Origin of the sequence: Bradyrhizobium sp. 154 (assembly GCF_023073875.1) — a bacterium.
Taxonomy (GTDB): Bacteria; Pseudomonadota; Alphaproteobacteria; order Rhizobiales; family Xanthobacteraceae; genus Bradyrhizobium.
In genome coordinates, this window is sequence record NZ_JADPKG010000085.1 from 69,673 (window position 1) to 89,779 (window position 20,107).

Genomic DNA, 20,107 nt, shown 5'->3' on the forward strand with positions numbered 1-20,107 from the left:
CCGGTCCCGCGCTTCAGCGGAACCGGCAACTTGCAGAGGTTTACTTGATGAAGCTCGCGTCGAAGAGGTCCTCGACCTTCGGCGCGGCCTTGATGATGCCGATTTCGAGCAGGAGGTCGGCGGCCTCCTTGTTGAAAGTCAGGAAATCGCCGGCGAAGAACTTCTGGTTCGCGGCCTTGTCCTGCCAGCGCAGATATTTCGCCGAATTGCCGAACTGCTCGCCGGTCTGCTTCACATCGGCGCCCATGATCTCGTAGGCCTTGGCCTGATCCTTGGCGATCATGTCGAGCGCCTCGAAATAGCTGTCGGCGAGCGCCTTGGCGGCCTTGGGGTTCTCCGTTAGGAACTTCGGCGTGCAGCCAAAAGTGTCCATGACCATCGGGTAGTCGAGCGTGGTCGCGATGATCTTGCCCTTGTCCGGCGCGGCGCGCACGGTCGAAAGATAGGGTTCATAGGTCATCGCGGCATCGTTCTGGCCGGAGACGAAGGCCTGCGCAGCTGCAGCCGGCTCGAGGTTGACGACGGTGACGTCTTTCACCGACAGGCCATTTTTCTTGAGCATCCAGGCCAGCGCGAAATAAGGCGAGGTGCCGGGCGCGGAGGCCGCGACGGTCTTGCCCTTCAGGTCCTTGATCGAGGCCAGGTCGTTGCGGACGGCCATGCCGTCGGCGCCGTAGCTCTTGTCGAGCTGGAAGATCTGCTTGGTGGCGACCCCGTTGGCGTTCCAGGAAATCCAGGTCTCGACGGTCGTTGCCGCGCACTGGACGTCTCCGGAGGCGATCGCGAGGTGACGGTCCTTCTGCGGGATTTTCTTGATGGTGACGTCGAGGCCGTTCTTCTTGAAGATGCCGGCTTCCTTCGCCAGCGTCAGCGGCGCAAAGCCCGTCCATCCGGAGATGCCGATGCCGACCTTGATGTCGTCGGCGAGCACCGGAGTGGAGGCCGCGAGGGCAATGATTGTCACAAATACTTTCGAACTACGCATGATTGTCGTCCTCTTGCCGATCGATGGATTGACGTCGTGTTGATCCTTGTCGGTCCATTTGGACCGTTGCCCGAAGCATTGCACGAATTGTGCCGCCATTATTCTCTCAGCCTCCCTTGAATCGTGCGACAAGGCGGTGAGAGTCACCGGGATAGAGCAGGCGCACCGCGGTGATCGTGCGCGCGCTGCGCCAGGTATAGCGGTCGATCACGAGGCAGGGCGCGCCGACCGCGATGTCAAGTGCCTTCGCGGCGCGATGATCCGCAACAATGGCGCTGATGGTATGCTCGGCCTCGGTCCACGGGACATGGTGGAGTAGCCACGAGCCTGGCGGCTCGCGCGAGAAATCCGCGGTCGCAGCGTTCGGCACGGACGCAAGGTCGATCAGCCTGTCCTCGACGGCGAACGGCACGTTGTCGGCGCTATGCCGGCAGGCGATCGCGACCACCTTGCCGGACTTCTTGACGCCGAGGCGGGCGCGGTCAGCGGCGGTCGCTGTGCGCAGCTTGCGGCCGATCAGCTCGTAGCCGTAGCTGCGGCCGAGCGAGATGATCTCGGCACGGATGTCGGCGATCTTGAGCACGGCAGACTGATGCTGCGGCCGGCGCACGAAGGAGCCGGCGCGCCGCCGCCGTTCGATCAGGTCGGCTTGCGCCAGCTCCGACAGCGCCTTGTTCACCGTCATGCGCGAGCAGCCGTAGCGCGCGACCAGCTCGTGCTCGAAGGGGATGCGATGCCCGGGGGGCCATTCGCCGGTCAAGATGCACTTTTCGATATCGGCGCGGATTCGCTTGTAGAGCGTCGGCTTGTCGGCCGCATCGGTTGCGAGGCTCATGCGACGAGCCTCCGGACGGAGGCGTTGAAGCGCTCGCGGGCGGCTTGGCGCAGCTTGTGCCGGCCGCCCTCAACCACTTTGTCGCCGCCGGCCCAAACGCAATCGATTGCGCCGCTGCCGGCCGCAAAGATCCAGGCGTCGATGATGGCGTCGCGTGCGCGTCCCGCCAGAGATGGATGTGCCGTGTCGAGCGTGACGATGTCAGCGCGCGCTCCCGGCGCAAGGCCGACGGTCGTCTGCGCCAGCGCTTGTGCACCGCCCGCAAGCGCATGGTCGAACAGCGTGCGTCCGGTCGAGCGCCCGGCGCCGCTGGAGAGCACGTTACGCTGGCGATGCTTGAGGCGCTGGCCATATTCGAGCTGGCGTAACTCGTCGGCGACGCCGATCAGCACGTTGGAATCGGTGCCCACACCGAACGCGCCGCCGGCATCGAGGAATTCGCGTGCCGGAAAGATGCCGTCGCCGAGGCTTGCTTCGGTGATCGGACAGAGACCCGCGACCGCGCCGGTCTTGGCGAATGCGATGACTTCCTCATTCGTCGTGTGGGTGGCGTGGATGAGGCACCAGCTTTGATCGACCGGCGCGTGCTCCAGCAACCATTGCACAGGTCGCCGTCCCGACCATGCCAGGCAATCCTCGACTTCCTTCACCTGCTCGGCGGCGTGAATGTGCACCGGCCCGCCATCGGCAAGCGGAATGATCGACTTGAGCTCGTCAGGCGTCACCGCGCGCAGACTATGCGGCGCGATGCCGATATTGGCGCCCGGCAACCCGCTGATCGCCTTGCGCGAGGCGGCCATAAGGGCGGCGAACTGATCGACCGAGCAAATGAAGCGGCGTTGGCCTGCATGCGGCGGTGCGCCTCCAAATGAGCCGTGCGCATAAAAGCTCGGCAGCAGCGTCAGCGCAATGCCCGACGTTTCGGCAGCCTGTACGATGCGCGTGGCCACCTCGCCGACGTCGGCGTAGGGCGAGCCATCGCGATCATGATGCAGATAGTGGAATTCGCCGACGCGGGTGAAACCCTGCTCCAGCATCTCGATATAGAGCAGCGTTGCAACCGCCACGACGTCGTCCGGCGTCATCGCCAGCGCGAAGCGATACATCGTCTCGCGCCAGGTCCAGAAGGTGTCGGTGCTATCGCCGCGCAGCTCGGCGAGACCCGCCATGCCGCGCTGGAACGCGTGGCTGTGCAGGCTCGCCAATCCCGGAAGCGCGATTGCGTGGCGCTCGTCGCCGGCTACCGGGGCCACGCCCGGCGTCACCGCCGCGATCGCGCCGGCGGTGACGACCACCTGCACGTCATTGGCCCAGCCCGAGGGCAGGAGCGCGGAGGCGAAATGCAGTCGGGTCATGATTACACGCCGGCTGGACAGAACCGCCCCACGATTATATGTCTAGACATATAAGTCAAGCATCGCACGAAGGGGCCGTTGCATGGCAGAGCGCTTCGACCGGATCTGGCACAATGCCCGGCTCGCCACGATGCGGGCTGACCGTCCTGATCTTGGCGAGATCGAGCGGGGCGTCATCGCCACGCGCGGCGGCCGTATCGTCTATGCGGGCGCGCAGACCGATTTTCCGGCGGATGCCGATGCGGTGGAAAAGATCGATTGCGCGGGACGCTGGATCACGCCCGGTCTCATCGATTGCCACACCCATCTGGTCTATGGGGGCAACCGCGCGCACGAGTTCGAGCTGCGCCTGAAGGGTGCGAGCTACGAGGAGATCGCCCGCGCCGGCGGCGGCATCGTCTCGACGGTGGCTGCGACGCGGCAGGCGAGCGAGGTCGAGCTCGTCGCAGGCGCGCTGCCGCGGCTCGACGCCTTGATCGCCGAGGGCGCAACCACGGTCGAGATCAAGTCCGGCTATGGTCTCGATACCGAGACCGAGATGCGTCAGCTTGCCGCCGCGCGCAGCCTCTCTGGTCGGCGGCCGATTGCGATCCGCACCTCCTTCCTCGGCGCGCATGCACTGCCGCCGGAGGCGGAGGGCAACAAGGATCGTTACATCGATCTCGTGTGCCATGAGATGCTGCCCGTGATCGCAAAGGCGGGCCTTGCCGATGCCGTCGATGCCTTCATGGAAGGCATCGCGTTCTCCGCCGGGCAGACCGCGCGGGTGTTCGAGACAGCGAGGGGACTTGGACTGCCGGTCAAGCTCCATGCCGACCAGCTCTCGAATCTCGGAGGTGCTGCGCTTGCCGCGAAATTCTCCGCGCTCTCGGCCGATCATCTCGAGCACACCGATGAAGCCGGCGCCGTCGCGATGGCCAAGGCCGGAACGGTAGCGGTGCTGCTGCCCGGCGCCTTCTACTTCATCCGCGAGACGCAAAAGCCGCCGGTCGAGACGTTTCGCAAGCTTGGCGTCCACATGGCGCTGGCGACCGACTGCAATCCCGGCAGCTCACCGCTGACCTCGCTGCTGCTCGCGATGAACATGGGGGCGACTCTGTTCGGGATGACAGTGGCCGAATGCCTTGCCGGCGTGACGCGCGAGGGGGCGCGGGCGCTGGGCGTGCTGGATGAGAGCGGTACGTTAGAGGCCGGCAAATGGTGCGACCTCGCGATCTGGGACAGCGAGCGGCCGGCCGAGCTTGTCTACCGGATCGGCTTCAATCCGCTGCACGGGCGGGTATGGAGGGGGCAGTGACGGAGCGAGACACAGCGATCGTCGTCAGACCGGGGACGGTCAGTCTCGACGATCTCGGGCGTGTGCTCGATGGTGCGCCCGTCGTGCTCGATCCCTCGTTTTGGGCGCGCGTCGAAGCAGCGGCGGAGATCGTCGCAAGAGCCGCGCGCGCGGATGTCCCCGTCTACGGCATCAACACCGGCTTCGGGAAGCTTGCGTCGAAGCGCATTCCGCCGGATCAGACCGCGCTGCTCCAGCGCAACCTGATCGTCTCGCATTGCTGCGGCGTCGGCCCGGCGACACCCGAATCGATCGTGCGGCTGATGATGGCGCTGAAGATCGTCTCGCTCGGCCGCGGCGCCTCGGGCGTCCGCCGCGAGCTGATCGAGCAGCTGCAGGACATGTTGGCGCTGGGTGTCTATCCGCTGGTGCCGCAGCAGGGCTCCGTGGGCGCATCCGGCGATCTTGCACCACTTGCGCATATGACGGCCGTGATGATCGGCGAAGGGCAGGCGATCGTTGACGGGAAAATTGTATCTGGCGCCGAAGCGCTAAAGTCCGCCGGACTCGCGCCGCTGACGCTGGGGCCTAAGGAAGGGCTCGCGCTGATCAACGGGACGCAGTTCTCGACCGCCTACGCCATCTCGGGCGTGCTGCGCGCATTCCGCCTCGCTCGCGCCGCGCTCGTCACGGGGGCGCTGTCCGTCGATGCGGCGATGGCCTCGACGGCGCCGTTCCGCCCCGAAATCCAGGCGCTGCGCGGCCACGCCGGGCAGATCGCCGCGGCGGCGACGCTGACGGCGCTGCTCGACGGCAGCGACATCCGCCTGTCGCATCTCGAAGGCGACGAGCGCGTGCAGGACCCCTATTGCCTGCGCTGTCAGCCGCAGGTCGCGGGCGCAGCGCTCGACCAGATCACGCAGGCGGCGCGCACGCTGATGATCGAGGCCAACGCCGTCACCGACAATCCGCTGCTGCTGGTCGAGACGGGCGAGATCGTCTCCGGCGGCAATTTTCACGCGGAGCCGGTGGCCTTTGCCGCCGACGCGATTGCGCTCGCGCTGTCGGAGATCGGCGCAATCAGCGAGCGGCGCATCGCGACGCTGGTTGACCCCGCACTCAATTTCGGCCTGCCGCCGTTCCTGACGCCCGACCCCGGCATCAATTCCGGCTTCATGATCGCCGAGGTCACGGCGGCCGCGCTCTATGCCGAAAATAAGCAGCGGGCGCTCGCCTGCTCGATCGACTCGACCCCGACCAGCGCCAACCAGGAGGACCATGTCTCGATGGCCGCGCATGCCGCGCGGCGCCTGTCCGACATGGCCGATAATCTCGCCGCCATTCTCGGCATCGAGCTTCTGGTCGCCGCCCAAGGCATCACGCTTCGTGCGCCGCATGCGACCAGCGCGCCGCTCGCTGCCGTCATTGCCGCGCTTCGTGAGCAAGTGCCCGCACTCGGTGCCGACCGCTACATGGCCGGCGATCTCGCCAAGGCAGCTGCACTGATCGAGGCCGACGCGTTGCCGGCCATCGCGATTGCCGCACTTCCATCCGATCCGTTTCCGAGACTTGGTTAAGAGGTCCGCATGAACCGCCGACTGGACAATGACCGCACCATCCGCGCGCCCCGCGGCAGCGACATCAGCGCCAAGAGCTGGCTGACGGAAGCGCCCTTGCGCATGCTGATGAACAATCTCGATCCCGATGTGGCGGAGCGGCCGAGCGAGCTCGTCGTCTATGGCGGCATTGGCAGGGCCGCGCGCGACTGGGAGAGTTTTGATCGGATCACGGCAGCCTTGCGCAAGCTTGAAAACGACCAGACCTTGCTAATCCAGTCCGGAAAACCGGTCGGTGTCTTCCGTACCCATGCCGACGCACCGCGCGTGCTGATCGCGAACTCCAATATCGTGCCGCACTGGGCGACGCTCGATCATTTTAACGAGCTCGATCGGAAGGGCTTGATGATGTACGGCCAGATGACCGCGGGCTCCTGGATTTATATCGGCAGCCAGGGCATCGTGCAGGGCACCTACGAAACCTTTGTCGAGGTCGGCCGTCGCCACTATGGCGGCAGCCTCGCCGGCAAATGGATTCTCACCGCCGGCCTTGGCGGCATGGGCGGCGCGCAGCCGCTGGCCGCAACCATGGCCGGCGCCTCGATGCTCGCGGTCGAATGTCAGCCGAGCCGCATCGACATGCGGCTGCGCACCGGCTATCTCGATCGGCAGGCCGCAACGCTCGACGAAGCGCTTGCGATCATCGAAGAGGCGGGAAAGACCAAGAAGGCGGTCTCGGTCGGCCTGCTCGGTAATGCCGCCGAGATCTTCCCGGAGCTGGTGCGCCGCGGTGTCAAGCCCGACATCGTCACCGACCAGACCAGCGCGCACGACCCCGTCAATGGATACTTGCCGAAAGGCTGGACGCTGGCAGAGTGGGAGGCGAAGCGCGCGTCCGATCCCAAGTCGGTCGAGCGTGCCTCGAAGACGTCGATGGTCGAGCACGTCAAGGCCATGCTGGATTTCCACGCACAGGGCATTCCGACGCTCGACTACGGCAACAACATCCGCCAGATGGCGCAGGACATGGGCCTGAAGAATGCCTTCGATTTCCCGGGCTTCGTTCCCGCCTATATCCGTCCCCTGTTCTGCCGCGGCGTCGGGCCGTTCCGCTGGGCCGCACTCTCGGGCGATCCCGAGGACATCTTCAAGACGGATGCCAAGGTCAAGGCGCTGATGCCTGACGACAAGCATCTGCACAATTGGCTTGACATGGCCAAGGCGCGCATCAAGTTCCAGGGCCTGCCGGCGCGGATCTGCTGGGTCGGCCTTGGCGATCGCCATCGTCTGGGCCTTGCCTTCAACGAGATGGTGGCGCGCGGGGAATTGAAAGCGCCGATCGTGATCGGCCGCGATCACCTCGACAGCGGCTCGGTGGCAAGCCCGAACCGCGAAACCGAGGCGATGAAGGACGGGTCGGACGCGGTGTCGGATTGGCCCTTGCTCAACGCGCTGCTCAATTGCGCCAGCGGTGCGACCTGGGTCTCGTTGCATCACGGCGGCGGCGTCGGCATCGGCTATTCGCAACATGCCGGCATGGTGATCGTGGCCGACGGCACGCCGGAAGCCGCGAAGCGGATCGAGCGCGTGCTCTGGAACGATCCCGCCAGCGGCGTGATGCGCCATGCCGATGCAGGCTATGAGACCGCGATCGAGTGCGCCCACGCCAACGGCCTCGATCTGCCGAGCCTGGCCTAGCTGCGGTCAGATCGCGACCTTGGCTGCGGCTCCGTCGCGGCGCAGTCTCTGCTTCGCCGATCGCTGTGCAGGATGAGGCAAAGGCAATGCTAGACGGCCGCTATTTCTTCTCCAGTGCCGCGGTCTGTTTGGCCAGCTGCTTGTCGAAATCCTCGGAAAGGCCGGTGATGTAGGTCGCCAGCTCCCCCGGCCTGACGAACGGGTTCGGCGCACCGTCCTTCATCTGCGCGCGCTTGGCCTGCATGCCGTAGACCTCCGGATGCGGCCCGAGCAGCACGTCGATCTTCATCGCCTTGGCCTTGGCGAATGTCGCGCGATAATCATCGACGATCCCGGGATAAGTCGGTTGACCGACCAGCCTGTTCAGCGCGACCGTCCCGCTACAGAAGAACAGCACCTCGCGGTCCTCCTTGCCGTCCTTGACACTCATCTCCCAGCTCGTGCAGCCCGGCGAATGGCCGGACGTTGCATGCGCCGTCAGCGTGACGTCGCCCAGTGTGACCTTGTCGCCTTCCTTCACCGTGCGGTCAACCTTCACCGCGGGGAAGGCGAGGTCCTGGTTCTTCTCGTCGCCGGGATAGTAGCCGCCTTCGAGCAGCGGCTTGTCGCGCTCACCGGCCACGAGCTGCGCGCCGGTTTCCTTCTTGATCTCGGCAAAACCCCCGGTGTGGTCGAGATGCGCATGCGTGTTGAGGATGTATTTGATGTCTGAAACCTTGAAGCCGAGTTTGGCGATGTTGTCCTTGATCATGCCGGTTGACTGGGGCATCGCCGTGTCCATCAGGATCAGGCCCTGCGGGGTCTTGATGACGTAGACGGCGATGCCTTCGGTCCCGACATAGTAGATGTTGCCGATGAGCTGAAACGGCTCGAATGGCGCTGTCCACTTCTGCATGACCGCGGCCAGGAAATCCTTGATGGTCTGCGCCTGCGCGTCAGTTGCGAACAATGCCAGCGCGCACAGCGCGGCCGCGAGCCTCTTCATAGTCTGCCTCCCATTAGTGTTCTTGTCGTCTTGATCGAGCGCGGAAATCGTGTGGCTCGACCGGTGCGCAAGTTACGTCGTGACCGGTGTCGCGGGCAACTGCTTCGTGTCTGGAAAGTTTGATGTGCCGCGCGGCAACAGCGCCAGGCCGGCCGAAAGCTACACAAGAGCCTAGCGCCCGATCGTCACGCCGGCGGTCGCGCGCATGGCGCCCCGGAGGCTCGTCGCGTTCATGTCGTCGAGGACCTGCCGCGTCAGCACGGTGGTCTGGCCGGGCGTGTTGAGGATCGTCTCGCTGCGCGAGGACGAGAGCCGATCGGCCTTGTAGGGTGTGGCTGGACCGGCGGCGGGAGCAGCGGTATGACGCGGCCATTTCCCGGCCGCGAGAGCGGGCTGCGAGATGCAGAAGGCGGCGAGCAGGACCACAGACAATGACCTTGCGCGCATATGCGATCTCCCATGTCGGGACATCAACCTAGCACATCGCCGGCGGCCGCAGAAGAAAGGATCAGGCGAGAGCGGCCTGGCGCTCCCGCACCGGCTCGCGGGCCCGATCGTGTTTCCCAGGCTCTGCGAGCCGGGTGAAGCTGCGCTGGCTCGCATGCGCAGGCGCCTCGACGATGACGCCCTCGCAGACGATTTGTCCGCCGAGCACCTTGAATTCCAGCTTGTCGTAGCGCGGCATCGTCTCGCCGGTCGCGGGTGGCAGCAGTCCGACACTGCCCTGGATGTTGAGCGTGGCATCGCCGGTGCCGTGCAGGCGCGGATTCCACATCCTGATCCCGGTCTCGGCCCAGCGCTGCCGGATCAGCGCGGCACGATCGGTGGGCTCTGCGGGTCTAGCGCGAACTTTCCGTGCGCTGCGAATCTCCGGAGAAGCAGACACGACAGCGGGAGCCGGCTCGATATTCGTGATGGCGCCGAGCGAATAGGCAGAGGGAACCTCCGTAGCGACGGCTGTGGCGAGCGGCGGATCGTTTGCGGCGGCCGGCGCGATCTCGACGCTGCCATGTGGGGCGCTGTCGGAGCTGGTTTCAGGCACGTCCGCAGCAACGCTGATGGTATCGACGACAACGGCGGCAATTTGATCGGCGACGGCCGCGGAAGCGCTGGGCGAGGATTTGTCGCTGGTGAGAGGGGTCTCGACCTCGGCAGACGAAAGCGAAACCTTCGCTGCGACGACGGGTTCAACCGCGGCCGGGACTTCAGAGCACGACTCGCTGACGATGACGAGATCAGGAACCAAAACCGGATCGTGCTCCACGTCGGCCGATGAAGCAGAAGCGTCCTCGACGGCCGGGAATGTCGAGACCGCCTCGGCTCCTGTCAGCGTCTCCGGAGATGAAGCGTCTTCCACACCGATTCCGGTCGACGGGCTCTCCGCATCGACAGAGACAGCCGTCTCATTCTGGGCTACCGGAGCCGTGACCGCGAGGTCAGAATTGTCATGCAAAGGCTCCGCGCTGACCGCGCTGACGTCGGTGACGCGAGCCGGAGCGGCTTCCGCAATGTCGATGATGGCGGCTGGGCTATCTGCGGTCCCCGGTGCAACGTCAACGCTGCCGCTGTGCGGCGGGGGCCGAAGCCGGGTGAACGCCCAATTCACCGCAGGGATGCGGCGCAGCAACGATATCAGTCTCGAAAGCACTGGAGTTGTCCAAGAGGTACCCGGCGTGAGGCTATCGCTGATTCGCCAGCAATGTAAAAAACTGCCCCGGCCCTCGCACCGATGTCAATCGAGGCGGGACCAATTGCAGAACATCGGCGCACCAGCACAGGAGGCGGAAACCGCCAGTGCCTTTCTTTGTAATTGTGATCTCAAAGCTCGCGCTATTGCTGATTTCACTGAACAGCGCGAGCAGTCATTGGCATAGCTGTAGCAATCGGCACCAGCCGGGGCGCGGCGTAGCAGTGAACTCCCGGGGAATCTTCAGGCTAGGCGAAGTTGCAACGTCCTCTCTTGGCTATCGCCCGGAGCCGGAGCCTGCACCGCCGCCGGAGCCAGCGCCGCCACCGGCCTGGCTGCCCATGTTATTCGTATTGGTGCCACCTGCGGATGGCTGTTGTGTGCCCTTGCTGTCGGTGGCCTCGTTCTGCATGTTCGACGAACGGCCCGTCGTCATGCCCTTGGTCGCAGGCCCCCGCGACGAGGGACCGACGTCGCCCTGGCCGGATGCGCCTGGAGCGGGTTGTGTCTGCGCGAATGCGCCCCCGGTCGCCAGCGCCATGACGCACGCGGATGTCAAAATGATCTTCTTCATCGCAGTCTCCTTGCCTTTCACCTCGAAGACAACATGCCGGTGCTGACGACGTTCCTGGACGATGGCTTGTTGGCGTCCGCCTCGGATCAATTCGCGTTGCACCCAAATTTTACGGTTCCCGTCTCGTCAGTTCGTGGCTATTCAGGAACCCCGTTGCTTGTTGAGGATACGTATGAGGAAGATCGCCGCCATCGGAGCGCTTCTGCTCTGGTCCACCATCGCATCCGCGCAGGATCGCACCATCACCGTGGCCTCGACGACGTCGACGGAACAGTCGGGGCTGTTCGGCTATTTGCTGCCACTGTTCTCGAAGGCTTCCGGGATCGACGTGAAGGTCGTTGCCGTCGGCACCGGCCAGGCGCTGGACATCGGGCGGCGCGGCGACGCCGATGTGGTGTTCGTTCATGACAGGGTTGCCGAAGACAAGTTCATGTCCGAGGGGCAGGGCGTGAAGCGCTTCGACGTCATGTACAACGACTTCGTCATCGTCGGTCCCAAGAGCGATCCGGCGCAGATCGCCGGCAGCAAGGACGTCACTGATGCACTGCGCAAGATCGCGGCGGCGAAGGCGCCGTTCATCTCGCGCGGTGACAAGTCCGGCACGCACGCGGCCGAGCTGAGGCTATGGAAGGAGGCAGGCGTCGATCTCAGTGCGGCCAAGGACGGCTGGTATCGGGAGATCGGCCAAGGCATGGGACCGGCGCTGAACATGGCGTCGTCGTCGAATGCCTACCTTGTGTCGGACCGCGGCACCTGGCTCTCGTTCAAGAACCGGGGTGAGCTCGCCATCCTGACCGAGGGCGACAAGCGGCTATTCAACCAGTATGGCGTCATGCTGGTGAATCCGGCCTTGCATCCAAACGTCAAGGTGAAGGATGGGCAGGCCTTCATCGACTGGCTCATCTCATCGAAGGGGCAGGACGCGATCGCAGGCTACAAGGTGGGCGGCGAGCAGCTATTTTTCCCCAACGCGTCCCACTAGCAGGAACGCAATGGTCGACACGGCGACGCTGAGCGCAAGCAGGATCAGTCCGAGCCCCAGTGCCAGCGGCAGGTCGCCCTTGCTGGTCTCCAGCGCGATCGCCGTTGTCATCGTGCGGGTGAAGCCCCGGATATTGCCGCCGACGATGATGATGGCGCCGACTTCCGCGATGGCGCGGCCGAAGGCCGCGAGAAAGGCGGTGAGTAGCGAGGTCCGTCCCAGCGCGAACAGGAGTGCCATGCTGCGCAGGGCCGACAGTCCGTCGATCCGCGCCAGATCGCCATACTCCGCCCACAGCAGGCTGGCCGGCCGGTGCACCAGTGCCACCACGATCGGCGTCGCGAGCAGCGTCTGCGCAATCACCATGGCAGTTGGCGTGAACAGCAAGCCGGCGGCCCCAAGCGGGCCGGACCGCGACAGCAGGAGGTAGAGCGCGAGCCCGACCACGACCGGCGGAAGACCGAGCAGGGCATTGGTCAGAATGATGATGACCTGACGTCCGCGGAAGCGTGTGATCGCAAGCAGGGCCCCGAATGGGGCACCGATCAGCAACGCGACGATGCTGGCGGTCAGGCTGACACGAACCGACAAGGCGACGATGCCGAGCAGTTCGGCGTCGATTTCGCCGATCAGCGTGAAGGCGGCAGCGATGGATTGCGCGAAATCGTTCATCCGGCCGGACGCTGTTGCGCCGGCCTGGTGCCGCTGATCCCGATCACGTCCATCGCGAACCCCTTCGTCCTCAGCAGCCTGCCTTCGGCCCGCGTCGGCGGCGGGCCGGGTCCTCCACGCACATGCTCGGATGGCAATCGCACGCTGCACTTGCCACAATCAAGAGGTCGCAATCCAGGGGTGGGGGTAAGCTCTGGATAAATATGCCTTCACTAAACCCGTCAGGGCCGCAGGGCGCGGAATCCGGCACTTCGGGCAGGAAAAGCCCAAACCCCCGGCGGCCGTGGACGGCTTTATTCCGCCCGTGGATGCTGTAAGGAGGGGTAGAGTCGGGTCGCACACGCCGCTCGGCAGTGCTAGACCCTCGTGCAGGAACAGATCGGGCCGGAGCGATGCTGGTAGGCCCCAAGCATGAAGGACACAACGCAATGATCCAAACCGTTGGCATCATCGGGGCAGGGACCATGGGGAACGGCATCGCGCAGGTCTGCGCGGCGGCCGGGCTCTCGGTCGTGATGGTCGATATTTCTGATGCTGCGGTGAACCGCGGACTTTCGACCGTCGGCGGCAGCCTTGAGCGGCTGGTCAAGAAGGAGAAGATGTCGGCGGCCGATCGCGAGGCGACGCTCAAGCGCATCACCGGCACCACGGACCGGTCGAAGCTGTCGGATTGCGACCTCGTCATCGAGGCGGCGACCGAGAACGAGGAGCTCAAGGTCAAGATCCTGAAGGATCTCTGCGCGACGCTGTCGTCGCGCACGCTGGTCGCGACCAACACCTCCTCGATCTCGATCACCAAGCTCGCCGCGGCGACCGACCGCCCCGACCGATTCATCGGCATGCACTTCTTCAACCCGGTGCCGGTGATGGCCCTGCTGGAGCTGATCCGGGGCTTGCAGACCTCCGACGACACCCACGCCAAGGCGCTCGATTTCGCCAAGCGCGTCGGCAAGGTGGCGATCACGGCGAAGAACAGCCCGGGCTTCGCCGTCAACCGCATCCTCTGTCCGATGATCAACGAGGCGATCTTCGCGCTTCAGGAAGGGATCGCGACGGCGGAAGAGATCGACGCTGGCATGAAGCTTGGCTGCAACCATCCGATCGGGCCGCTCGCGCTGGCCGATCTCGTCGGCCTCGACACCATGCTTTCGGTGATGGAGGTCTTTTACAAAGGCTTCAACGACCCTAAATATCGGCCAGCCCCGCTGCTGAAAGAGATGGTCGATGCCGGTCATCTCGGCCGCAAGACCGGGCAGGGATTCTACACCTATAGCGCCTGATGAAGGCATCAGCGGCGGACCTTCAGCGTCCGCCGCCGGATCCCGCAATTTGCGCTGCGACAAAGACGCCGCGCGCAATTGGCCCGACAATGTCGAACGGGCGGCTCGCGGGCACAACGGCACGGATAACGAAGGACATGTCGGATCGACTGAAGGCCGAGCGCGACGCGGCGGCTGCGCGGCGGAACCTGCTGACCGAGGATGCGATCGAGCGCACCGGGATCACCGAGGAGATGATCGGGGAACTCGTCACCCGTTTCTATGGACGGGTGCGCGAGGACGCACTGCTCGGTCCGGTTTTTGCGATCGTCCAGAACTGGGACGAGCATCTCGCCAAGCTCACCGATTTCTGGTCATCGGTCGTTCTGATGAGCGGCCGCTATCGTGGTTCGCCGATGCGGGCGCATCTGCCGCTGAGCCTGAGTGGCGACCACTTCGACCGTTGGCTCGACCTGTTCGAACAGACTGCGCGCGAGATCTGCCCGCCGGCGGCGGCCGCGCTCTTCATAGACAAGGCACGGCGCATCGCCGACAGTTTCGAAATGGCGTCGGCGACGGTCGCAGGGCGTATCGCATCGCCCCGCCACGTGCTCCGGTCCTAGAGCGATCTGCTCCGCGTTTGCGCTCCGCAACGAAGAGCGCAGCGCACCAATGCCAGCATCATCGGTCTGATCTGCAAAATCATCATACAGATCGCGCGGTGTGACGTTGAAATCGCGAAAATCCCTTTGAATGGGCTGATGATCGCGCAATCAAAGCGAGCAAAGCCATATTGATGCACTGCGGTGCCAATTCTTCGCCTTGTTTTTGGCTGAGTTCCAGCGCCTGCTAGTAAACATGTCGCGCGCACCGTCCACCGCCTGTTCCTCACCCTCCGAACCCATTGCGGAACCTAAAGCCGACGCGGGCATCGAGCAAACGCGGCGAACGCTGCTGCTTGGCGCGCTCGCGACCACCGCGTGTCTCGGCTGTTCCCGACCGGCGCGCGCAGGTGAAGATCCACCTGGTTCGGACGAGCGGCCCCAGAAGGGCGATGTGCTCGTTTTCTCCGAAGGCGACAAGGAGGGAAAACTCATTACTGCGGCCGATGTGCCGGCCGGCGGGCCTCCGGTCCATGCCTGGCCGAAGGATCCCAACACGTCGGTGGTGCGGAGCGCCTCGCGCCTCAACGAAATCCTGATCATCAAACTCGATCCCGCCGAGCTCGACGAGAAGACTCGTGCGCGTGCCGTCGACGGCATCATCGCCTATTCGGCGATCTGCTCGCATGCGGGCTGTCCCGTCACCGCCTGGGTGAAGAGCGATGCCGGCGACAAGGAGGTGTTCAAGTGCATGTGTCACAACTCCGAATTCGATCCCCGCGAGGGCGCGCAGGTCGTGTTCGGACCGGCGCCGCGACGGCTTGCGGCGCTGCCGCTGGCGCTCGTTGACGGTTCGCTCAGCGTCGCCGGCAATTTCATCGGAAAGGTAGGAGGCGCGCAGCCGGGATGACGGACAGTGCGGGCCGTGCCCGCGTCAGGAGAGGCCGCATCCGCCGATGGGCGGACGACGGGACGAACGACAAGAATTCACAACACAAGAATTCAAATGGCTGAAAAGGGGAACGTCCATGACCAGGAAGCAATGGTTACTGTCCGGATTCGTCGCCTTCACGTGTCTTGCCTCGACCGCCGCTGTATCAGGCCCGATCGAGAATTATTCTCCGGTCACCGCGCAACGGCTGGAAAATCCTGAACCCGGCAACTGGATGCTCTACCGGCGCACCTATGACGGGCACGGCTACAGTCCGCTCGACCAGATCAACGCCTCGAATGTGAAAAACCTCACGCCGGTCTGGACCTTCGCTACGGGCGTGGTCGAAGGCCACGAGGCGCCGCCGATCGTCAACAACGGCGTGATGTTCGTGGCGACCCCGATGGGCCAGGTGATCGCGCTGAACGCGAAGACCGGCGACGAATACTGGCGCTACAAGCGGCAACTCCCCGACGATTTGTTCCAGCTGCATCCGACCAGCCGCGGCGTCGGCCTATGGGAGGACAAGCTCTATCTCGCTACCACCGACGACCACGTCGTCGCGCTCGACGCCAAGACCGGCAAGGTGGTGTGGGACACCAAGGTGCAGGATTACAAGAAGGGCCAGTACATGACCCTGATGCCGCTGATCGTCGAAGGCAAGGTCATCGTCGGCGGCTCCGGCGGCGAGTTCGGTGTGCGCGGCTATGTCGCCGCCTACGATGCCAAGGACGGCAAGGAGCTGTGGCGGACCTACACCATTCCCGGGGAAGGCGAGCCTGGTCACGACACTTGGCAGGGGGACGACTGGAAAAACGGCGGCGGCTCGGCCTGGATGACCGGCAATTACGACAAGGAGACCAAGACGATCTACTGGGGTGTGGGCAATGCCGCGCCATGGCCTGGCGAAACCCATCCCGGCGACAATCTCTACACCTCCTCGGTGCTCGCGCTCGATCCCAACACCGGCAAGATCAAGACCTATCACCAGTACCACCAGAATGATTCCTGGGATTGGGACGAGGTCGAGGCGCCAATGCTGATCGACCTGCAGCGTGATGGCCGCAACATCAAGAGCCTGGTCCATCCGGGACGCGACGCGATCTTCTGGGTGCTCGAGCGCACGCCGACCAAGATCAACTACGTCGCCGGCTGGCCGTTCGTCTCCACCGATGTCTGGAAGGGCATCGAACCGGAGAGCGGCAAGCCGATCGTAGATCCCGCGCACAAGCCGGTGATCGGCAAGCGCGTGGAGTTCTGCCCCTCACTGTGGGGCGGCAAGGATTGGCCGTCGGCGGCCTATAGCCAGAAGACTGGCCTCGTCTACGTGCCTGCCAACGAGAATTTCTGCGGCGGCTTCACCGGCGAGAAGGTCGCGCTGAAGCCTGGCGAGCTCTGGCTCGGCACCAAGCCGGAGGATATCGGCCTCAAGACGAAGCCCGGCGCGGATCATTTCGGCGAGCTCCAGGCCTGGGATCCTGCGACGGGCAAGAAGGTGTGGCAGCACAACTTCCCGAAGTCGCAGCTGTTCGGCTCGGTGACGGCGACCGCAGGCGATCTCGTCTTCGTCGGCGGCACCAACGACCGTAACTTCCGCGCCTTCCACGCCAAGACCGGCGAATTGTTGTGGGAGCAGAAGACCAACTCCGGCATCATGGGCATGCCGGTCTCCTATGAGATCGACGGCACACAGTACATCGCGATCCAGTCCGGATGGGGTGTGGACGCTCAGCGCATCCAGGATGCGCTTGCGACCAATAACATCGGAATCGAAGCCAACGTGCCGCAGGGCGGCGTGATCTGGGTGTTCGCGCTCAAGAAATAGCTCCGCGGGCGGATCGAAAAAGCGGAGGCAGCAGGGGGGTGGCGAATGCGGCGGACGGCAACGTCCGCCGCATTTTTGTATCTTCCTTCTCCCCTTGTGGGAGAAGGTGGCGCGCGCATTGCGCGCGCCGGCATGAGGGGTTCTATTCACGCGCACTCATCGCGAGATTGGCGTGGAGACAAACCCCTCACCCAAGCGAGATCGTGATGGCCAGCGTCGCTGCCCTCCGCAAGGGGTCCATGCGCAGCCGTCAGATAAGACTACTTCCCCTCGCGCTCGACCTTGTCCTTCTCCTTCTGGTTCATCTCCCGAACCTTCGGATCAGGATTGTGTTGCCCGGTGGTCTGGGTGGTCGAGGCGGGCGGGGCGTTGGCGTTGGGAAGCGAGTTCTGGTCCGGCGTGGTGGGGCGCGTCGCTGTTGTCGGCGGGCTGGTGCTGCTCTGGGCGAATGCGCCGGCGCTCGTCAAAAGAAAGGCGCCCGACAGCGAGACTGCGAGCGCCTTTGAGATATTGGTCATCGATCTGCTCCTGTCAGATCGATGGCAACGGTGTGAGCCGTATTGCGTTCCCCGCTAGGCCTCCAATTGCTTGCCGATCGGAAGCGAGCGGATACGTTTTCCCGTCGCGGCGAAAATCGCATTGATCAGCGCCGGCGCGAACGGCGGAACGCCGGGTTCGCCGACGCCGCTGGGCGGCGTGTCGGGTCCGGGCGGCACGATGTGGACGTTGGTCACTGCGGGAGCTTCGTCGATCCTGACGAGTTGGAAGTCGTCAAAGTTCTTCTGCTGGACCTTGCCGTCCTTGAAGGTGATCTCGCCATATTTGGCAAGGCTCAGCCCCATGATCGCTGCGCCCTCGATCTGCGAGGCGATGCGCTCGGGGTTGACATAGGTGCCACAATCAATCGCCGTGTCCACCCTTGGCACCGTCAGTTTGCCCTTGTCGTCGACCGCGACCTCGACGATCGTCGCGATGTAGCTGACGAAGCTGCGGTGCGCGGCGATGCCCAGGCCGTGGCCCTTCGGGACCTGACGGCCCCATTCGCCCTTCTCGGCGACCAGCTCGACCACCTTGCGCAGGCGCGCGGTGTCGATCGGGTAGCTGTCCTGAGGCTCGCCGTAGTTCCAAAGGTCTTTCACCTCGGGCTTGACGATGCGCGGGCTGCCAATCAGCGCGAGCAGGGTCTCCTTCTGGTCGCGGCCGGTCGCCTGCGCGATCTCGCCGACCATCGATTGCACCGCGAAGGCACGCGGGATGTTCGAGACCGAGCGGAACCAGCCGATGCGGGTATGCGCGGCCGCCTCCGGGTTTTCGCAGGAGATGTTGGCGATCTCGAATGGCATGTCGACTAGGCCCATGCCGATTTCGAACGGCGCCTGGTGCACGGTGCCGGCGGCAAAGGTCGAGGCGATGCTGGGTGCCACGCTGCGGTGGCGCCAGGCGATCACCTTGCCGCTCTTGTCGAGGCCGGCCTCGATCCGCTCGACCGAGACGGTGTGCAGGAAGCCGTTATGGATGTCATCCTCGCGCGTCCACTGCACCTTGACCGGTGCACCGAGCTCCTTGGAGAGCAGCGCGGCCTCGAGCGCAAAGTCGCATTTCGATTTGCGTCCGAACCCGCCGCCGAGCAGCGTGACATTGACCGTCACGTTCTGCTCGGGAATGTCGAGCGTCTTGGCGACGTCCTCGCGGGTGCCGCCGGGGCTCTGCACCGGCGCCCAGATCTCCGCCTTGTCGCCCTTGACGTCGGCGACCGCCACCGGCGGCTCCATGGCGACATGAGCGAGATGGGGGATGTAGTACTCGCCGACAATGACCTTGTCAGCGCTCTTCAAGGCGGCGTCCGCATCGCCCTCCTTGCGCAGGACGAGGCCGGGCTTGCGCGACGCCTCCTCGAGCTCCTTGCGGTAGGCGACGGAGTCGTATTTGCCGTTGGGACCGTCGTCCCACACGAGCTTGAGCGCGTCGCGGCCCTTGATCGCGGCGCCGGTGTTGCGCGCGATCACGGCGACGCCGCCGAGCGGCTGGAACTTCGACGGCCACGGCCAGCCGCGCACCTGCATCACCTTTTCGACGCCGGGGACCTTCAGCGCCGCGTCGGGATCGAACGAGACCAGCTTGCCGCCGGTCACCGGCGGGCGGGCGATCACAGCATATTTCATGCCGGGCAGCCGCACGTCGGCACCATAAACTGCCTTGCCGGTGGTGATGTCGTGGAGATCGACGATGCCGATCTGACCCTTGCCGAGATAGCGGAAATCCTTGGGGTCCTTCAGCTTGAGACCTTCGATGCTCGGCACCGACTCCTTGGCGGCATCGGCGGCGAGCTCCCCGAAGCCGAGCTTGCGGCCGCTGGCGCTGTGGACGATCTCGTGATTGACGGCCTTCACCTCGGTTGCCGGTACGCCCCAGCGCTTCGCCGCGGCCTGCTCCAGCATGGTGCGAGCGGAGGCGCCGATCTGACGCATCGGGACCAAATAATGCCGCGTGCTGCGCGAGCCGTCGGTGTCCTGGTTGCCGTACTTGACCTCGTCGCCATGAGCCTGCTGCACCTTGACCCTGGTCCAATCGGCTTCCATCTCCTCGGCCACGATCAACGGGAGGCTGGTGCGCACGCCAGTGCCCATTTCCGCACGGTGCCCGACGATGGTGACGATGCCGTCCGGCGCGACCGAAACGAACACGCGCGGATCGACCACGACGCCATGCGGCATCTTTCCGGCACCGGTTTCATAGGCGAAGGCCTGGCGCGACATCACGGGGGCGGCAAGCACGAAGCCGCCGGTGACGCCGAGGCCCTTCAGAATGCTGCGGCGCGAGACCTTCTCGACCCTGACGTGCTTTTCGAAGCCGCGAAGCTTGCGGGAATTGTCGATGAAATTCAT

18 protein-coding genes are annotated in these 20,107 nt (G+C 64.6%); 8 read left to right on the forward strand and 10 right to left on the reverse strand.

Features of this window, described 5'->3' with window-relative positions:
- Positions 1-40: 40 nt before the first annotated feature.
- The 3 genes from IVA92_RS19880 to IVA92_RS19890 form a co-directional block, all read right to left on the reverse strand.
- The gene (locus IVA92_RS19880; protein WP_247280462.1) at positions 41-985 is read right to left on the reverse strand and encodes an ABC transporter substrate-binding protein; all 945 of its coding nucleotides are present in this window, start codon (positions 983-985) and stop codon (positions 41-43) included.
- Positions 986-1,091: 106 nt separating this feature from the next.
- Positions 1,092-1,820: a histidine utilization repressor gene (gene hutC / locus IVA92_RS19885; RefSeq protein WP_247280463.1), complete on the reverse strand. Its 729-nt coding sequence runs from the start codon at positions 1,818-1,820 to the stop codon at positions 1,092-1,094.
- Positions 1,817-3,175: a formimidoylglutamate deiminase gene (locus IVA92_RS19890; protein ID WP_247280464.1), complete on the reverse strand. Its 1,359-nt coding sequence runs from the start codon at positions 3,173-3,175 to the stop codon at positions 1,817-1,819. Before IVA92_RS19890 ends, hutC begins: the two co-directional genes overlap by 4 nt.
- An 82-nt stretch (positions 3,176-3,257) precedes the next feature.
- On the opposite strand from IVA92_RS19890, the gene hutI reads away from it, so the two are divergent.
- From hutI to hutU, 3 genes are read left to right on the forward strand one after another with little or no spacing between them, the layout of a single operon-like run.
- Positions 3,258-4,472, forward strand: coding sequence for an imidazolonepropionase (hutI, locus tag IVA92_RS19895; RefSeq protein WP_247280465.1), 1,215 nt, complete (start codon positions 3,258-3,260; stop codon positions 4,470-4,472).
- Positions 4,469-6,028: a histidine ammonia-lyase gene (gene hutH, locus IVA92_RS19900; RefSeq protein WP_247280466.1), complete on the forward strand. Its 1,560-nt coding sequence runs from the start codon at positions 4,469-4,471 to the stop codon at positions 6,026-6,028. Before hutI ends, hutH begins: the two co-directional genes overlap by 4 nt.
- A 9-nt stretch (positions 6,029-6,037) precedes the next feature.
- Complete coding sequence (gene hutU, locus IVA92_RS19905) at positions 6,038-7,705, forward strand: urocanate hydratase (protein ID WP_247280467.1); 1,668 nt, start codon at positions 6,038-6,040, stop codon at positions 7,703-7,705.
- A 100-nt stretch (positions 7,706-7,805) separates the two neighbouring features.
- On the opposite strand, the gene blaBJP is transcribed toward hutU, so the two are convergent.
- The 4 genes from blaBJP to IVA92_RS19925 all read right to left on the reverse strand — a co-directional run bounded on the left by blaBJP (position 7,806) and on the right by IVA92_RS19925 (position 10,951).
- Positions 7,806-8,690: a BJP family subclass B3 metallo-beta-lactamase gene (gene blaBJP / locus IVA92_RS19910; RefSeq protein ID WP_247280468.1), complete on the reverse strand. Its 885-nt coding sequence runs from the start codon at positions 8,688-8,690 to the stop codon at positions 7,806-7,808.
- Between the two features lie 171 nt (positions 8,691-8,861).
- Complete coding sequence (locus IVA92_RS19915) at positions 8,862-9,137, reverse strand: Plug domain-containing protein (protein WP_247280469.1); 276 nt, start codon at positions 9,135-9,137, stop codon at positions 8,862-8,864.
- Between the two features lie 61 nt (positions 9,138-9,198).
- Complete coding sequence (locus tag IVA92_RS19920) at positions 9,199-10,338, reverse strand: hypothetical protein (RefSeq protein ID WP_247280470.1); 1,140 nt, start codon at positions 10,336-10,338, stop codon at positions 9,199-9,201.
- A 316-nt stretch (positions 10,339-10,654) separates the two neighbouring features.
- Positions 10,655-10,951, reverse strand: coding sequence for a hypothetical protein (locus IVA92_RS19925; RefSeq protein ID WP_247280471.1), 297 nt, complete (start codon positions 10,949-10,951; stop codon positions 10,655-10,657).
- A gap of 172 nt (positions 10,952-11,123) precedes the next feature.
- Here IVA92_RS19925 and IVA92_RS19930 point away from each other — a divergent pair, with 172 nt between their 5' ends.
- Complete coding sequence (locus IVA92_RS19930) at positions 11,124-11,933, forward strand: substrate-binding domain-containing protein (protein ID WP_247280472.1); 810 nt, start codon at positions 11,124-11,126, stop codon at positions 11,931-11,933.
- Here the strand turns inward: IVA92_RS19930 and IVA92_RS19935 are convergent.
- Positions 11,907-12,605, reverse strand: a complete 699-nt coding sequence (locus tag IVA92_RS19935) for an ABC transporter permease (RefSeq protein ID WP_247280473.1) — start codon at positions 12,603-12,605, stop codon at positions 11,907-11,909. The two genes, IVA92_RS19930 and IVA92_RS19935, sit on opposite strands and share 27 nt — an antisense overlap.
- A 428-nt stretch (positions 12,606-13,033) precedes the next feature.
- Here IVA92_RS19935 and IVA92_RS19940 point away from each other — a divergent pair, with 428 nt between their 5' ends.
- From IVA92_RS19940 to IVA92_RS19955, 4 genes are all read left to right on the forward strand, one after another.
- Positions 13,034-13,885, forward strand: a complete 852-nt coding sequence (locus IVA92_RS19940; protein ID WP_247280474.1) for a 3-hydroxybutyryl-CoA dehydrogenase — start codon at positions 13,034-13,036, stop codon at positions 13,883-13,885.
- A 137-nt stretch (positions 13,886-14,022) separates the two neighbouring features.
- A complete protein-coding gene (locus tag IVA92_RS19945; protein ID WP_247280627.1) occupies positions 14,023-14,487 on the forward strand; it encodes a group III truncated hemoglobin in 465 nt (154 codons plus the stop codon).
- 235 nt (positions 14,488-14,722) lie between these two features.
- Positions 14,723-15,376 carry a Rieske (2Fe-2S) protein gene (locus tag IVA92_RS19950; protein WP_247280475.1) on the forward strand — a complete coding sequence of 218 codons (654 nt, stop codon included), beginning with the start codon at positions 14,723-14,725 and terminating at the stop codon, positions 15,374-15,376.
- Positions 15,377-15,494: 118 nt separating this feature from the next.
- Positions 15,495-17,222, forward strand: coding sequence for a methanol/ethanol family PQQ-dependent dehydrogenase (locus tag IVA92_RS19955; RefSeq protein WP_247280476.1), 1,728 nt, complete (start codon positions 15,495-15,497; stop codon positions 17,220-17,222).
- Between the two features lie 260 nt (positions 17,223-17,482).
- On the opposite strand, the gene IVA92_RS19960 is transcribed toward IVA92_RS19955, so the two are convergent.
- Positions 17,483-17,740 carry a hypothetical protein gene (locus IVA92_RS19960; protein ID WP_247280477.1) on the reverse strand — a complete coding sequence of 86 codons (258 nt, stop codon included), beginning with the start codon at positions 17,738-17,740 and terminating at the stop codon, positions 17,483-17,485.
- A 54-nt stretch (positions 17,741-17,794) separates the two neighbouring features.
- Positions 17,795-20,107, reverse strand: a complete 2,313-nt coding sequence (locus IVA92_RS19965; RefSeq protein ID WP_247280478.1) for a molybdopterin cofactor-binding domain-containing protein — start codon at positions 20,105-20,107, stop codon at positions 17,795-17,797.

Excerpts from the sequence above, each read along its gene's own strand:
- IVA92_RS19935 (WP_247280473.1), bottom strand. The coding sequence starts at position 12,605 with ATGAACGATTTCGCGCAATCCATCGCTGCCGCCTTCACGCTGATCGGC.
- IVA92_RS19930 (WP_247280472.1), top strand. The coding sequence starts at position 11,124 with ATGAGGAAGATCGCCGCCATCGGAGCGCTTCTGCTCTGGTCCACCATC.
- hutC (WP_247280463.1), bottom strand. The coding sequence starts at position 1,820 with ATGAGCCTCGCAACCGATGCGGCCGACAAGCCGACGCTCTACAAGCGA.
- IVA92_RS19940 (WP_247280474.1), top strand. The coding sequence starts at position 13,034 with ATGATCCAAACCGTTGGCATCATCGGGGCAGGGACCATGGGGAACGGC.
- IVA92_RS19965 (WP_247280478.1), bottom strand. The coding sequence starts at position 20,107 with ATGAATTTCATCGACAATTCCCGCAAGCTTCGCGGCTTCGAAAAGCAC.
- IVA92_RS19955 (WP_247280476.1), top strand. The coding sequence starts at position 15,495 with ATGACCAGGAAGCAATGGTTACTGTCCGGATTCGTCGCCTTCACGTGT.
- hutU (WP_247280467.1), top strand. The coding sequence starts at position 6,038 with ATGAACCGCCGACTGGACAATGACCGCACCATCCGCGCGCCCCGCGGC.
- blaBJP (WP_247280468.1), bottom strand. The coding sequence starts at position 8,690 with ATGAAGAGGCTCGCGGCCGCGCTGTGCGCGCTGGCATTGTTCGCAACT.
- IVA92_RS19890 (WP_247280464.1), bottom strand. The coding sequence starts at position 3,175 with ATGACCCGACTGCATTTCGCCTCCGCGCTCCTGCCCTCGGGCTGGGCC.
- IVA92_RS19880 (WP_247280462.1), bottom strand. The coding sequence starts at position 985 with ATGCGTAGTTCGAAAGTATTTGTGACAATCATTGCCCTCGCGGCCTCC.
- IVA92_RS19950 (WP_247280475.1), top strand. The coding sequence starts at position 14,723 with ATGTCGCGCGCACCGTCCACCGCCTGTTCCTCACCCTCCGAACCCATT.
- hutI (WP_247280465.1), top strand. The coding sequence starts at position 3,258 with ATGGCAGAGCGCTTCGACCGGATCTGGCACAATGCCCGGCTCGCCACG.
- IVA92_RS19925 (WP_247280471.1), bottom strand. The coding sequence starts at position 10,951 with ATGAAGAAGATCATTTTGACATCCGCGTGCGTCATGGCGCTGGCGACC.
- IVA92_RS19960 (WP_247280477.1), bottom strand. The coding sequence starts at position 17,740 with ATGACCAATATCTCAAAGGCGCTCGCAGTCTCGCTGTCGGGCGCCTTT.
- IVA92_RS19945 (WP_247280627.1), top strand. The coding sequence starts at position 14,023 with ATGTCGGATCGACTGAAGGCCGAGCGCGACGCGGCGGCTGCGCGGCGG.
- IVA92_RS19915 (WP_247280469.1), bottom strand. The coding sequence starts at position 9,137 with ATGCGCGCAAGGTCATTGTCTGTGGTCCTGCTCGCCGCCTTCTGCATC.